This is a genomic window from Microcoleus sp. Pol12B4, assembly GCF_036701385.1.
Taxonomy (GTDB): domain Bacteria; phylum Cyanobacteriota; class Cyanobacteriia; order Cyanobacteriales; family Microcoleaceae; genus Microcoleus.
This window is the reverse complement of record NZ_JAUBQR010000076.1, coordinates 13367-27035: the sequence shown is the minus strand read 5'-3', so window position 1 is coordinate 27035 and position 13669 is coordinate 13367. Positions and strand designations below refer to the sequence as shown.

The 13669-nt window shown below is 44.3% G+C and carries 12 protein-coding genes; 5 read left to right on the top strand and 7 right to left on the bottom strand.

Translation table 11 applies throughout. The annotated features are described in order from the left end of the window. The first annotated feature begins 59 nt into the window (after positions 1-59). Together QUA38_RS12985 and QUA38_RS12980 are read left to right on the top strand one after the other, a co-directional pair. On the top strand, positions 60-1580 hold the full coding sequence (locus QUA38_RS12985) for an iron uptake porin (protein ID WP_333162342.1): 1521 nt from the start codon (positions 60-62) through the stop codon (positions 1578-1580). Between the two features lie 43 nt (positions 1581-1623). Continuing rightward, the gene (locus tag QUA38_RS12980; RefSeq protein WP_333162338.1) at positions 1624-2052 is read left to right on the top strand and encodes a hypothetical protein; all 429 of its coding nucleotides are present in this window, start codon (positions 1624-1626) and stop codon (positions 2050-2052) included. Between the two features lie 74 nt (positions 2053-2126). Here QUA38_RS12980 and QUA38_RS12975 read toward each other — a convergent pair whose 3' ends face one another. The 6 genes from QUA38_RS12975 to rpsD all read right to left on the bottom strand — a co-directional run bounded on the left by QUA38_RS12975 (position 2127) and on the right by rpsD (position 9000). Then, positions 2127-4157 carry an SdrD B-like domain-containing protein gene (locus QUA38_RS12975; protein ID WP_333162336.1) on the bottom strand — a complete coding sequence of 677 codons (2031 nt, stop codon included), beginning with the start codon at positions 4155-4157 and terminating at the stop codon, positions 2127-2129. A gap of 121 nt (positions 4158-4278) precedes the next feature. Then, positions 4279-5211 carry a serine protease gene (locus QUA38_RS12970; RefSeq protein ID WP_333162334.1) on the bottom strand — a complete coding sequence of 311 codons (933 nt, stop codon included), beginning with the start codon at positions 5209-5211 and terminating at the stop codon, positions 4279-4281. 86 nt (positions 5212-5297) lie between these two features. Continuing rightward, complete coding sequence (locus QUA38_RS12965; RefSeq protein ID WP_333162332.1) at positions 5298-6164, bottom strand: serine protease; 867 nt, start codon at positions 6162-6164, stop codon at positions 5298-5300. 108 nt (positions 6165-6272) lie between these two features. Further along, on the bottom strand, positions 6273-6908 hold the full coding sequence (locus QUA38_RS12960; protein ID WP_333040411.1) for a COP23 domain-containing protein: 636 nt from the start codon (positions 6906-6908) through the stop codon (positions 6273-6275). A gap of 108 nt (positions 6909-7016) precedes the next feature. Continuing rightward, on the bottom strand, positions 7017-7913 hold the full coding sequence (locus tag QUA38_RS12955; protein WP_333162330.1) for a hypothetical protein: 897 nt from the start codon (positions 7911-7913) through the stop codon (positions 7017-7019). Between the two features lie 478 nt (positions 7914-8391). Further along, on the bottom strand, positions 8392-9000 hold the full coding sequence (rpsD, locus tag QUA38_RS12950) for a 30S ribosomal protein S4 (protein WP_172190738.1): 609 nt from the start codon (positions 8998-9000) through the stop codon (positions 8392-8394). Positions 9001-9118: 118 nt separating this feature from the next. On the opposite strand from rpsD, the gene QUA38_RS12945 reads away from it, so the two are divergent. Together QUA38_RS12945 and QUA38_RS12940 are read left to right on the top strand one after the other, a co-directional pair. Beyond that, entirely contained in the window at positions 9119-9826 is a 708-nt protein-coding gene (locus QUA38_RS12945) for a hypothetical protein (protein WP_333162328.1), read from the top strand. 98 nt (positions 9827-9924) lie between these two features. After that, positions 9925-10272, top strand: coding sequence for a rhodanese-like domain-containing protein (locus QUA38_RS12940; RefSeq protein ID WP_333162326.1), 348 nt, complete (start codon positions 9925-9927; stop codon positions 10270-10272). A gap of 92 nt (positions 10273-10364) precedes the next feature. Here the strand turns inward: QUA38_RS12940 and QUA38_RS12935 are convergent, their stop codons facing one another. Beyond that, positions 10365-12089, bottom strand: a complete 1725-nt coding sequence (locus QUA38_RS12935; RefSeq protein WP_333162324.1) for an AAA-like domain-containing protein — start codon at positions 12087-12089, stop codon at positions 10365-10367. A gap of 302 nt (positions 12090-12391) precedes the next feature. On the opposite strand from QUA38_RS12935, the gene metK reads away from it, so the two are divergent. Then, on the top strand, positions 12392-13654 hold the full coding sequence (metK, locus tag QUA38_RS12930) for a methionine adenosyltransferase (protein ID WP_333162322.1): 1263 nt from the start codon (positions 12392-12394) through the stop codon (positions 13652-13654). Positions 13655-13669 lie beyond the last annotated feature (15 nt).

Here is a 13669-nt window from a genome sequence, read left to right as displayed (position 1 = left end):
AAGCGTCCGACGTACAGCCTCAGGATGTTAAAGATGACTTTGTAAAAGTTCAAGGTCAGGTGACATCTGTTTCCCAAGCGTCCGACGTACAGCCTCAGGATGTTAAAGATGACTTTGTAAAAGTTCAAGGTCAGGTGACATCTGTTTCCCAACTGTCCGACGTACAGCCTACGGATTGGGCGTTTCAAGCCTTACAATCTTTAGTTGAACGCTACGTTTGTATTAGTGGATATCCCGATGGCACTTATAGAGGGAATCGAGCCTTGACTCGTTACGAGTTTGCTGCCGGTTTGAATGCTTGCTTGCAACGAGTCAATGAATTAATTTCTGAATCTGCTGTCGATAAGATAACCCAGGAAGACTTAGCCGTTTTACAGCGACTGCAAGAAGAGTTTGCCGCAGAACTAGCTACCTTACGAGGTCGGGTTGATACTTTAGAAGCTCGTACTGCTGAACTCGAAGCTAACCGATTCTCCACAACTACAGTTTTGGGAGGAGAAGCCATTTTTGAGTTAGCCACAGCAACAGGAGGCGACCCCCCTGGAGACCAAAGTAATAACCAACCCGTTTTTAATAATTTGGTGCGTGTGGGAACCGTCTCTTCTTTTAGTGGTTTAGATCGCTTAAGAATTGGCTTAGTTAGTGGAAACTCGGCCAATCGAGGCTATGCCGGAACATTTGAGAAACCAGGATTTGGTGACATGGCCCTGCTATCTTCTCAGACTGATACCAATAACCGAATCGCCTTAGACGTATTAGAATACAGATTTCCTGCATTTAACAATCGCGTAGTCTTTACGGCTAGACCTGTAGGCTTCAGTCTTAGCAACGTACTTACCGCGAATTCTCCCTACTTTGATACAGGACGGGGAGCTATTTCTCGATTTGGTGAAGCCAGTCCTCTCTTTAAAATCGGTAGCTTAGATGCAGGAGCAGGTGCCGATTGGTTAGTAACAGATTGGCTGCGATTGCAAGTTGCCTATGGAACAAGAAACAGCAGCGAGCCTAATCAAGGTATCAGTGGCTCCGATCACAGTACATTGGGAGTTCAGTTTTTAATTAAACCCTCTGGCAATACTTTAGCAGGTCTAACTTACATTAACGCCTACTCTGCCAATGGCAGCCTAGATACCTTTACAGGTAGCTTAAATGCCGATACTTCTGGCGGTTTGGAGAAACCCATACAGATTAATGCTCTAGGTGCATCGTTTCAATGGCGGATCAATCGTCAAGTTACCTTGGGGGCATGGGGAGGTGTTACAATGGGGAACTTCCTTAATAGCAATGCCTATGCTAATACAACAACTTACGCGGCTTCTGTGGGGATTTCCGATCCCTTTGGTCGTGAGGGAGACTTATTGGCTTTCATCATTGGTCAACCCCCAAAATTAGTTGCAGGTCGGGATTTACCCAACGGAACCGATCGAAATACATCTCTACACTTTGAGACATTTTATCGCTGGAGTGTATCTGATAACATTTTTGTTACTCCGGGTTTCTTTGTTATTACGGCTCCTGAACATAATGCTGATAATAACACAATTTTTATGGGTGTCCTCAGAACAACATTTCTGTTCTAAACAGTTTGTCCTCAATTGAACACAAGTTTTGGAGATTAAAATCGTGAATCAGTATTTACCAAACTCAAAATTTCTGAATCCATGCCTGGCTATTGTCATTCTGAGCATAGGAGGAATAGGATTTTTTCCTTCACATAGCCAAGCAGAAAGTTTAAACTCGTCTCACTCCAGTTCAGAAACTAAAACTATTGCTCAATCTCGACGTACCCGACCTACTTTTTTTGAAGAAACACAAGATCCAGAAGCAAGAAGAAGAAGGGGATTCAGGGAGACATTTTTAAATGATGCTTTAGGGGGAACTGCCGACCCCCTGAGTGGGACAGGTGGAGTGGCTACAACGGTAGATTCTTTACAAAAAGTAGAGTTTAACCGACAAAATGAAGCAGGTCAGTTGCGTCCTGGACAACCAATTTTACCTCCCAGTTTTGACCGAACAAATGTTATTATTCCCTCTCAAAGAGGACGTAATTAAGGGGTTACGCATACACTCAAGGGGAACAGAGCGTTCCCCAAGTGAGTTTTCCAAGGATAAACAATAGAATGACTTTAGCCAAAAGTAATATCGCCGATCACCAGTTTATTAGGTTGGTTTCCTAGAGTTACTGATTTGCCAATCCCTTGAAACAACAGATTTGATGAAGAATTGCTTTCTAAAATATAAGCACCGGGCGTTAAATTAGAGTCAGTTGTTCGAGGCAATTGCACTGAGGCTAAAACATTTCCTGTGCCATTCACTCCCTCATAAATCGTCACTTGATGCTCGGCAAATGGAGAAGCATAACGGAAGCTGAATTTTTGATCGAATCCATTGCCTACATTGATGATAATGGATTGTCCTTCATCGTAGGTAATCCCACGAGCAACCTGTCCGGGGTTAATCAAAGGATCGATAAAATTACCGCTTCCTCCTTGCTGTGCACTGACAATTGCCAAAGCATTTGCAGACAAGTCAAAACCAGATTCTCGAATTAAAGGATCTCTAGCAATACTTTGTAAATTACCCACATTATCTATATTTAAGGGGACACCACTATCGCTACGATTAATTATTAAGGTTGCAGCAGTCTGTACACCTAAAGTGGCTCCGTTTGTGGGATTAACTAAGGAAACATTAATAGTTTCATTGGGTTCAAAGAGAGCATCATTAATGATGGGAATTCGGATAGTTTTGGGTGTGGTATCCCCATCGATAAACGAAACAGTAATCGGTGTAGGATTATAATCTGTTCCGGCATTTGCAGTGCCGTCACTCGCTAATACAGTTACATCCACTGTTCCCAAACTACCTCCAGTTCGAGTCACCATCACTTCCAGACTGGTTGTGCCATCTTCATTCACTGAATAGCTGGGGTTACTAAACTCCAAAATCCCAGGAATGCCAATGGGCGGCGTTGTTCGAGCATTTCCAAAATTAATATTTTCTACATTGAAACCCCTAACAGGAGGAATTGTAACTGGATTAGGAAGCTGAGAGGCTATAAAGTCGGGTTCACGAGGAATTGTAACTGGATTAGGAACCTGAGTGGCTACAAAACCCGGTTGTTGGACTTCCCGAAGTGTGAAAGTACCGGGTTGTAAGCCATTGAACTGATAGGAACCTGTGGCATCTGTTAGTGTTGAGGGTTCATTGATATCAAAGGTGTTGTTTCTGTTGATATCGATGTAAATGGTAAATCCTGGAATTCCTGGTTCTCCTACGTCAAGAATTCCGTTAGCATTGATATCATTAAATTTCCTGCCACTAATACTGCCAGTGACAGTTGGTGGTATTGGTACAAAACTAAAACCATTAAGAATGTCAAAGTTAGTGGTCTGATTAGCAACGACAGCAACAGCTTGAACTGGAGTAATACGAGTGAAACCTGCGGGAACAATTTCTTGAACAGTATAGGTGGCGGGGGGTAAATTTGAGAAGGAATAACCACCTAAACTATCTGTTTGAGTTTGTAATTCTCCGCTATCGAGTTGACCGTTGTTATTCTGATCTAAAAATATGGTAACACCCGGCTGAGTTTGATCTGATAACGCGTCTGGCCTTCCGTTACGATTGAGATCGTTAAATTTTCTTCCACTAATACGGCCAGTGACAATTGGTGGTATCTGTGCAACATCCAGACGATTAACAATGTCAAAGTTAGTGGTCTCATTAGCAACGACAGTAACACCTTGAACTCGAGTAACACGAGTGAAACCTGGGGGAACAATTTCTTGAACAGTATAGGTGGCGGGGGGTAAATTTGAGAAGGAATAACCACCTAAATTATCTGTTTGGGTTTGTGATTCTCCGCTATCGAGTTGACCGTTGTTATTCAGATCTAAAAATATGGTAACACCCGGCTGAGGTAGATCCTCTGCCGCATCAAAAATTCCGTTACGATTGAGATCGTTGGTAAATTTTGTTCCTTGAATACGGCTAGTAAAAGTAGGTAAAGGTTCTGGACCCGGACTATTAATTTGTTGAGCAAACTTCAGGTTATTCGTTAAAGTTGCTAATCCCCCTGTCTCAAGTGTGCTGTTGTTATTACTATCTAAAGCTGAAATGAGGTTATTGCTGGGAAGTAAGGTTAAGTTTTTCATTTTTTTGAGAGTGGTAGAAAGTTGTGAGAATTCAATGGATTGTCATTGAATCTTTTTTTGAGTAACATTCAATGATTTAGAGAAAATAATCGATAAGGGGAAAATCGCTACTTTTTTACCACTACAAACTTTCACATCCAGATTCATCAATAAGGACTCCGGTTGGACAATCTCTGAGTTGTGATTCTACACGATTAAATAGTTTATACACATCCTCAATGACATCTGCCTCAGCTTTATTTGCCCGTCCTCTAGAAATTACCGAAGGATTGACTGGGGGCGGATTAAAAGTTAGTCTAATCTGCTTAGCTTCAATTTGACTAATCAAATAAACCGCTTGAATCCCACAACTACTACTAAGATTTAACTCCCGATCGATGCAGTAATTGTCCTCTTTTCTTCTTCCAGCAGCATGAATCCCGATTAATTCTCCATTTTGATTAAAAACTGGAGCGCCACTCATCCCCGGTTTAGTCCAGTTATCATACATAATGTTATACCCCCCATTTGAAAAGGGAGTATCATCAACTTTAACTAACTTACCTGGACTAAAAACGCGCACAGTACCAGCAAACCCTTCTTCTGGTCTAGGCCAACCGGATAGATAAACTTGCTCATTAACTTGAATCTGTTCAGAATTACTCATAACAGCAGTTGTATAATCCTTATTACTGGTGAATTTGACTAAGGCGAGGTCAAATCCTCCGATGGGTAAATCGTCAGACTGATAGTTCCCAAATCGAATGATATTATCTCCAACATCGCGAACTAGATGAAATTCTTTATCCCAGGTCACAACCCCCCAACTCTCTCCAGGGTTAGGTTGTTGAACAACGTGAGTATTGGTGACTGCATAATAAATATTACCACTGCGGGCAACAATCACACCCGAACCGGCATCATATGTTTGTCGCCCTCCATCACTTTTTTTTATAGATTTCCCAATTAAAACTGTGGTTTGGGAAGACATCGCATCGATATCATCGGGTATAATTGCTTGAGAAGGTGAACTTAATAGAATTAAGCATAGCGCTGTAATTAACGCTAAAAACATCGATAAAATGCTAGATCTTCGACGGGATATAATCATAATTGTTAATATCATCAATTCTAATTGTATAAAAACTCTTGCTCAGATTTCTAAAATAATGTTTCTGAAGCCGGAGGAGTTTTTGGTTTCTGAAACCGCGAAATGGGAATCGCCCAACTTAAGGCTTCCATTTGTTGAAATAGCTCTTCTGAAGGAACTGTTCCATCCTCAAATTTAAACGCATCAATTCCTTGTAACGGATACTTAAGACGACCATTAATGCCAATTAATCGACCATATTGATTGAAAACTGGCCCTCCACTCATGCCATTTTCAACTTCATTGGTGTAACCGAGTTGGTATCCTTGGGGAAGCGTTCGGTTCAATAACATTCCCACCTTTCCCACCGTTAAACGGTACGCTTTATTTCCCCACTCCTTTGTACTTAAAGGTGAATTTTGGTTAGGCCAATACCAATTTGGGAATCCAGAGGCATAAACTAATTCTCCGAGTGCAAGGGGTTGTAAATCTATGGTAGCGACTCGATAAGATTGGTTACTGGTAAACTGAACTAAGGCTAAATCTAAGTTGGCGAACTGAACAGACCGTCGCCATTCAGCGTGATAGGATTGACCATCTGAGGTAAGAACCGTGTATTTGTTGTAATAGCTATTCTCCACAACATGATAGCAAGTCAATACTGTATAGGTTTGTCCTTGCCTATCGATAATTACACCCGATCCTAAACCGGGTTCTGTTAGGATTCTAACGGTAGCTTGTCTAGCAATTTCAGGAACTGCTACCCCGACTGCGGGTAAACGGGAAGTTAGTGTTTCCGAGAGTTGAACGGTTGCGGTATTAATGATTGAACTCTGGGGATGAGTTGGAAATGGAATCCCCCAACCCCTTGACAATTCCCGCAATACCGGACTAACGACGAATAATTGTAACCCAATTAAGGTAGATAATAACTCCATTGTGAGCCAATCAGTATCAAGTTTAAAAGAGTAGGGGATGCCTCTACAGGACAGCCCCTACAAAAGATTCTTTCTGGTTAATTTTTGGGGATTGATTACGATCAGAGTTTACAACCCGAAATCGCTGGGATCACCTTGAGGTGGAGACTCAGGTGCATAGGCCGGGTCGGAAGTTCCTAATTCCTGCTCTAAATCACTCATATCCACTTGTATTCCCTCACCACTCTTTTCCGTAATACTACTCGATCCTGATATTGAAAAATTCGTTAACTCTTGCAGAATTTGTCCAACGCGAGGTCGATTTTCTGGCTTGAGGGTAAACAACACATTGCCGGAGTTGCACCGAGATTGACCGCTCCCTAGAACACAAACCACCAGATCCTCGTTGACAACTCCAGTATGAAAACGTACTCCTGCAAAACTTCCTCCATTCGCCATGACTGCTTTGTGCAGTTTAGAGGAAACCATTTCACAGCGGGTTTCAGGAGAATATGTATCTCCAAAGTAATTTGTATCCCATGTAATAACGGGGAATTGTTTGCCATTCTTTTCAGCGACTGTTACTCTACCTGCACAACGAACAGTTGTCATTGCTGTGCGTGTACGACCAGGAGGAGGCACTACTGGGATGCCGCCACCAGGAGTCGGTCTAAGTCGTTGAGCTTGGGCTTCACTGGTTAACGTCACCATACCTGCGACAGCCATTGCTAAACATGAAAGGGAAGCGAGCGATTGAGATTTCATGATGTTTTTTTCCTAATAAAATAAGCGAAAGCATAGAATAAAAGCACCCAGGTTCTCGAGTTGTTACTATCAATTAATCCGCAACTTTTTACGGCTTGTAACAACAACTCACAATATTGGTCCGCCGTCAGGCGGTGTATTGACTGGCCCTGGAGTGTCGCTAGGGGTTGGGGGAGCAGCATTCAGGGGGAAAATCTCTCCCGTTGTGCGATCGTAGGTATAGTTCCCCGCCGGTACTTCTGAACTCGGTACAATACAGTAAACTTTGTCCCTTTCAAAAGCAATCCTAACCACAGCAGTCCCTGCATTACAATCGACACGAGTTGCTCCCCAACTATTGATCGTTGCAATATAGGGATCGGCAGGATTTTTAGGGATTAGCTCATTTTTCTCTGCATTGTAAACCCACTCTCCCGCATCCCAACCCCTTGTACATCTTTTTTCACCTCCAATGTCAATGACTGCGACGACAGCAGGAGAACTGCAAGCTGTTGAGGTTAAGCCGAGTTTTTTCATCAGCTGATCCGCATCAGACAACTTGTCTTGGGGTTCCACCACACCACCATTGCGTTTAACAAGAAGCGTGATGCTGTAGTTTCCAGGTAGATCGTTATTAGAAACTACACGAACTTTCCACTTCCCTCCAGTATCAATAGAGTTTTCCGAAAAAACTTCCTTTGTACCTCCATTTAAGTTTAGATTAAAAGGACCTATAGGTGCCTGATTGGGCGGATACACCATTAAAACAATATCAATTGCAGAGCCTTGCTCGCTCACAGCTGTGATTTGAATATTATCACCTGCTACAGCTTGAAAGGTGTGCTCTATTCCAGGATGAGATTTACCAAGAATAAGAAAAAGAGGTGATGAATCATCAATTCTCCCAGTAAGAGTCTTTGTGGACTCTAACGCCTGCTGTGCCATAACTGTGCTGTTAAAACCGGCTGTGATCGCACCGATCAGAGCCGCGGTTAGAGCAATTCTTTGAAACTTAATGTATTTCATAGTCCTTATAACCTCCACATCCCGACTATAAATTAGATAGCCAACTGCTGTACGACTATATTGGCAATTGTTACAAAAGTTTAAAAAAATTAACCTGTTGAGAGTCAAACTCAGAAGTTTGACTTGACTCTATTGTAATGCTTTTGCTTTGTGGGCGCTTGTTGCCGCCTGAACGGTACATTTGGCATTTTCCTAAAAATTATCGCGTCTAGACTTTTGCAAGAGGTTTATTGTTTAAGTACCGTTAAAAAATTTAATAAAATAGCAGAAAAGCTTAGTTTTACTTGAAGCGAAACCTTCAAAAAATCCCATCCCTTTTTAGGGGGTGGGAGTGTAGAAAATTATGAATTCTTAGTCCTCAGTCCTTAGTCCTCATTATTCAGTAGCAATTAATCAATAACTGGGTTCCTACCCAATTATTAATTATTCTGCTAGCAACCAACTGATGACTAATGACCAACGACTGATGACTAATAACTTAAGCTTGCCGTGAGTAGTATTCCACCACTAGCAGTTCGTTAATCTGTAGAGCAATCCACTCGCGTTCGATAACGCCGTTAACTTTGCCAACCAGTTTTTGCTTATCAAATTCCAAGTGATTCGGCAAGTGAGCCAAGCCTGGGTCTTTGAGATTAGCTTCTACCATTGTGCGCGAGCGCTCTCTATTTTTCACAGCAACCACATCACCAGGCTTGCACTGATAGCTGGCGATATTGACTTCACGGTCGTTGACAGTTATGTGACCGTGATTTACCAATTGTCTAGCGGACGGAATGGTTGGAGCCATTCCCATCCGAAACACAGTATTGTCCAAGCGCATTTCCAAAAATTGCAGTAACACTTGACCTGTGGAGCCCGTGACACGGCGGGCTTTGCGGACGTAACGGAGCAGTTGGCGTTCCGTCACACCGTAATTGAAACGGAGTTTTTGCTTTTCTTGCAAGCGAACCGCATACTCAGAGAGCTTTTTGCGGTTTTGACCGTGCTGTCCAGGCGGATAATCTCGTCTGGGAGTTTTGCGGGTTAGACCGGGCAACTCTTTCAGGCGACGGACGATTCTCAATCGGGGGCCTCGATATCGAGACATTTATTTTCCTCTCTAATATCTGTATGCAATTTTATGCAGACTCTATATTATATGTGTGTAACGGTCAAAATTCCAACAAAGATCGATAAAAAAACGATCGACCGCAACGCGATCCATAATGTGCGGTAAATTCTCAAGGAAAAGCCGACCGCTCGATCGCCCCAATCAGCAAAAAAAACTCACTACTCGATCTGCCATGCACAACCGCAATTCTTCCCGCACTTCTTCCCCAAAGCCAGCACCGACAGGCTCAAGCCCTACCGCGCGCTGGCTCTTGGCTTTCGGCACGCAGCTAGCAGCACTTGGTTTGTTGGCAACAGCACTGCCAATTTCACCAGCATCAGCCATCACGATTAGAATCCCTCGCTCTAGAAATCCCTATCGCGTCTGCGCCCTGGAACTAATCGACGCCGGAGTGGGAGCAGAGGCCGCCGCCGCCGCTTGTGCTGACGCGCTCCACCCCCGCGACATATCTAAATGCGCCCTCCAAATCAACCGCAAAACCAATATTTCTGGTGTCGAAGCGCTCTCTAGCTGTCGGCGGGTGAGGCGTCCCAAGGAATTGGCTACTTGCGTAGTGAATATTAACGCCAAAAGTCGAACTCAACCTGCTGCTCCGCTGTTAGTGCTCGATGGATGCCGCCGCAGTTTATTGCCACAACAGTTTGCTGAATGCGTAGTCGGTTTGAGTGGCAGGCTCGACTTTCCTACTGACCGATTAATCGCCACTTGTCTTGACCCCAGCGACAGCGTGAGCCAGTTGGACGGGCGTCCTGCACCTACCCCTCCTGTGGAGCTAATTTCACCACCTTCGCCCGTCAATTAATAACGGTTGACTGTTAACGGTTGACTGTTAACGGTTGACTGTTAACTAATGACTGATGACTAATGACTAATGACTGATGACTACTTTTTCCTAATCAAATGTCAGAACTTTTTGCTCAAATTACAGTCGAAGAATTAGGTCGCCAATTAGCAGAAACCAATGCTGAGAAATTGCAGCTTGTAGATGTGCGGGAACCTCACGAAATTGAACTCGCGGCGCTGCCGGGATTTGTCGCTTTTCCGCTGAGCGAGTTTGCCGAATGGTCTGGTGAAATTGACGCTAGACTCGATCGCGACAAAGAAACCTTAGTTCTGTGCCATCACGGAGTGCGATCGGCTCAAATGTGCCATTGGTTAACTGAGCGAGGATTTACCAACGTTAAAAATATCGTTGGTGGCATAGATGCTTACTCAATGGTGGTCGATCGAACCGTCCCCCGCTATTAATATCAAATCCAGTTCTCAACAATCGTTTTTTTTAGAGTCCGCGCAGGCGGACTTTGTATGTGTAGAAACGAATTATATTTCCCAGGAATTACCTAATTAACAGCAGCAAATCCAAAGTTTAAAAGCGTACTCATAGTGAGCCGATCGCGCCCCTGCCTTTTCGATTCATAAAGAGCCTCATCAGCCGCCAGTAGCAGTGTTACCGCATCATTTTCCTCGCTCGGAACAACGCTGGCAATTCCTAAACTAATCGTTACCACAGAATTAGGCAGACCGTCAAGACTCTGCGGGTTGAAAACAATATTCAAAGCTTTCACTTTCGCTCTAATTTGTTCGGCAACAGCCACAGCCGCCGACGCATCAGTTTCAGGTAAAATCACAGCAAATTCCTCGCCCCCGTAGCGAGCAGCTACATCAGCAGGACGCTGGAGCGATCGGCGAATTGTCTGAGCTACCGATCGCAAACAATCATCTCCAGCTTGATGTCCGTAGGTATCATTATATATTTTGAAATAATCGAGATCGCACAAAATTAAAGATATCGGGTACCCATCGCGAGCCATGTGTTTCCATTCCGTTCGCAAGCAACTATCAAAATATCGTCTGTTACCAATTTGAGTAAGTTCGTCCACATTCACCAAAGCTTGCAGCCTTTGATTTTCTTGCAGCAACTCCTCAAAACCAACCATAGACAACTTGTCCTCGCACAAATTTTGTCCTTGAAAATACAAGCGATATAATTCGCAAGACAAACTACAGTTATTTCCCTCTAATTTTACCAGTCCCATGCTGTCTAACTGATAAGCCATCAAAGGTTCGAGGTGAATGCTATTTTTAGCATCGACAACTTGTTGGAAGGCGGAGGCAAGCTCGGGCTGCTGTTGAATGGTGAGCGACTGATTTTGCAAGTAGTCGCTATAAATTCCGCTGTGAGTAGGAGCTGCGGTTAACAGTTCTGCCAACTCGGCTCGCCCTAGTTCCTCGCCCGGTTCCTCCCGCTCGACGGACAGGCGATTTTGGAGCATACTTGCCAGGTGATACAGCGCTAAATGCACTAAATAAGGATGCCCGCCTACCATGTTCATTAATTGCTCTATCGGATTGGGATCACTCCAGTTTAGTCCGTATCTCCACGCCAAATCTTGAACTTGTTCAACAGTAAATTCTGATAGTTTAATCGGCATTCCTACATTAAATGGAGATTGATTAACATTCAAATCAATATAAATTGCTGTCGAATGAATAACCACAGTGCGGAGTTTTTGCCAAGTTGGGCTAGCGCGAGCTTGTTCGTACCAAAAACGGATCACCGACAGAAAATCTTGAGCAATATTGGTGCGTTCAAATACTCGATTTATTTCGTTGATCACCAAGACAATAGGACTGTCAATTTGGGCGAGCAAATAGTTTTCAAAGTAAATAGTGCAGCTTACCTTGCTGCCCATATCTTCATCCCAGAATTCATCAATATTTGGTTCGAGTTTGAGTTGCCGAGCGACATTGACACAAAGCCAGCGCAAAAATTTATCTAAACTAGCAAAAACCGCTGTGTCTGCTTGCTGAAAGTCTATAGTTACTGTGCCGTGTCCATGATCGACTGCCGCGTCAATTATCCGCAGCATCAGCGAACTTTTGCCCATTTTTTTGGGAGCTTTAATGCGAACAAGGCCTCCGGGTTTGCTAATTTCTGCACAGGCCAGGGCTTCGGCCCCTGAGCGTTCAACATAAAATCGAGAGTCAAGCGGTATGGGGCCGCCGGGAAATTCTAGGTCGGCAACTGTTTGGATCGAGTTTAGTGATTTTTGGAGTCCTGCCATAGTCCTTGCACAAGGCGATACCCTGACTGTATCTTACCTTTGTCAGGTTAGGAGATAGACGAGCGGTGTCCAAAATCGATCGACAATCCTAAAAAATCTAAGTTTTTAGGGACTTCCCGGAACTGACTTTGCTATAGTAGTGTCACTTTACCCAGTCTCAAACCCTGCTTCAACACGGCTCTGCAGATCGACAAAAATTCGACGGTAGCCCAGACGCGATCATTCTGAGCCTTTACCTGAAAAATAACTCGTTGGTCGTCGATGTCGCGCAGGAAGAGCCCCTATCTAAGGAGAAATAATCATTGTCACGCCGCTACCTGTTTACCTCTGAATCGGTCACTGAAGGCCATCCCGATAAAATCTGCGATCAAATTTCAGATACGATTTTAGATGCCTTACTGACTGAAGACCCCAAAAGCCGCGTCGCAGCAGAAGTTGTCGTCAACACCGGCTTAATGCTGCTGACGGGCGAAATTACCACTAAAGCTCAGGTAAATTACATAGAATTAGCCCGAAAAAAAATAGCCGATATTGGCTACATCCACGCTGACAACGGCTTTTCGGCCAATAGTTGCTCAGTGTTGGTGGCTCTTGATTCTCAGTCTCCCGATATTGCTCAAGGGGTGAATACAGCCCACGAAAGCCGGGAACAATCAAGTGAAGAGGAATTGGACGCCATCGGCGCTGGCGACCAAGGTTTGATGTTTGGTTTTGCTTGCAACGAAACGCCGGAATTGATGCCTCTGCCGATCAGTTTAGCGCACCGGATTTGCCGTCAACTGGCCGCAGTCCGCAAAACCGGTCAGTTATCTTACCTGCGTCCCGACGGCAAAAGCCAAGTTACAGTCATCTATGAGGACGGCAAACCTGTTGGCATAGATACGATTTTAATTTCTACGCAGCACACTGAAACGATCGGCGACATCACAGACACAGCCGCAGTTCAAGCCAAAATCAAAGAAGACCTTTGGACTGCTATAGTCCAACCCGTGTTTGCCGATATTAGCGTGAAGCCGGATTCAGAAACTCGCTTCCTTGTCAACCCCACCGGCAAATTTGTGGTCGGCGGGCCTCAAGGAGATTCGGGTTTGACGGGCCGCAAAATTATTGTGGATACCTACGGCGGCTATTCGCGCCACGGCGGTGGCGCTTTTTCTGGGAAAGACCCCACCAAGGTAGACCGCAGCGCGGCTTATGCTTGTCGCTACGTTGCTAAAAATATCGTAGCGGCTGGTTTGGCCCAAAAGTGCGAAGTGCAGTTGAGTTATGCGATCGGCGTTGCGCGGCCGGTTAGCATGATGATCGAAACTTTTGGCACTGGGAAAGTTGATGACGATCGCCTTTTAGAAGTTGTGAAGCAGCATTTTGAACTGCGTCCTGCAGGAATCATTCAAGCATTTAACTTGCAGAATTTGCCTGCTGAAAGAGGCGGCCGTTTCTATCAAGATGTGGCGGCTTACGGTCACTTCGGACGCACTGATTTAGATTTGCCTTGGGAGGAAACTGATAAGGCAGAACTTTTGAAAGAAGCTTTGAGCCAGAAGTTGTCGGGAGTAGCTGGGTAGTACAATCTTGGGGTG

Coding starts and splice junctions, on each gene's coding strand:
- QUA38_RS12975 (WP_333162336.1), bottom strand. CDS start 4,157: ATGAAAAACTTAACCTTACTTCCCAGCAATAACCTCATTTCAGCTTTA.
- QUA38_RS12940 (WP_333162326.1), top strand. CDS start 9,925: ATGTCAGAACTTTTTGCTCAAATTACAGTCGAAGAATTAGGTCGCCAA.
- QUA38_RS12965 (WP_333162332.1), bottom strand. CDS start 6,164: ATGGAGTTATTATCTACCTTAATTGGGTTACAATTATTCGTCGTTAGT.
- QUA38_RS12955 (WP_333162330.1), bottom strand. CDS start 7,913: ATGAAATACATTAAGTTTCAAAGAATTGCTCTAACCGCGGCTCTGATC.
- QUA38_RS12970 (WP_333162334.1), bottom strand. CDS start 5,211: ATGTTTTTAGCGTTAATTACAGCGCTATGCTTAATTCTATTAAGTTCA.
- QUA38_RS12945 (WP_333162328.1), top strand. CDS start 9,119: ATGTGCGGTAAATTCTCAAGGAAAAGCCGACCGCTCGATCGCCCCAAT.
- QUA38_RS12960 (WP_333040411.1), bottom strand. CDS start 6,908: ATGAAATCTCAATCGCTCGCTTCCCTTTCATGTTTAGCAATGGCTGTC.
- QUA38_RS12935 (WP_333162324.1), bottom strand. CDS start 12,089: ATGGCAGGACTCCAAAAATCACTAAACTCGATCCAAACAGTTGCCGAC.
- rpsD (WP_172190738.1), bottom strand. CDS start 9,000: ATGTCTCGATATCGAGGCCCCCGATTGAGAATCGTCCGTCGCCTGAAA.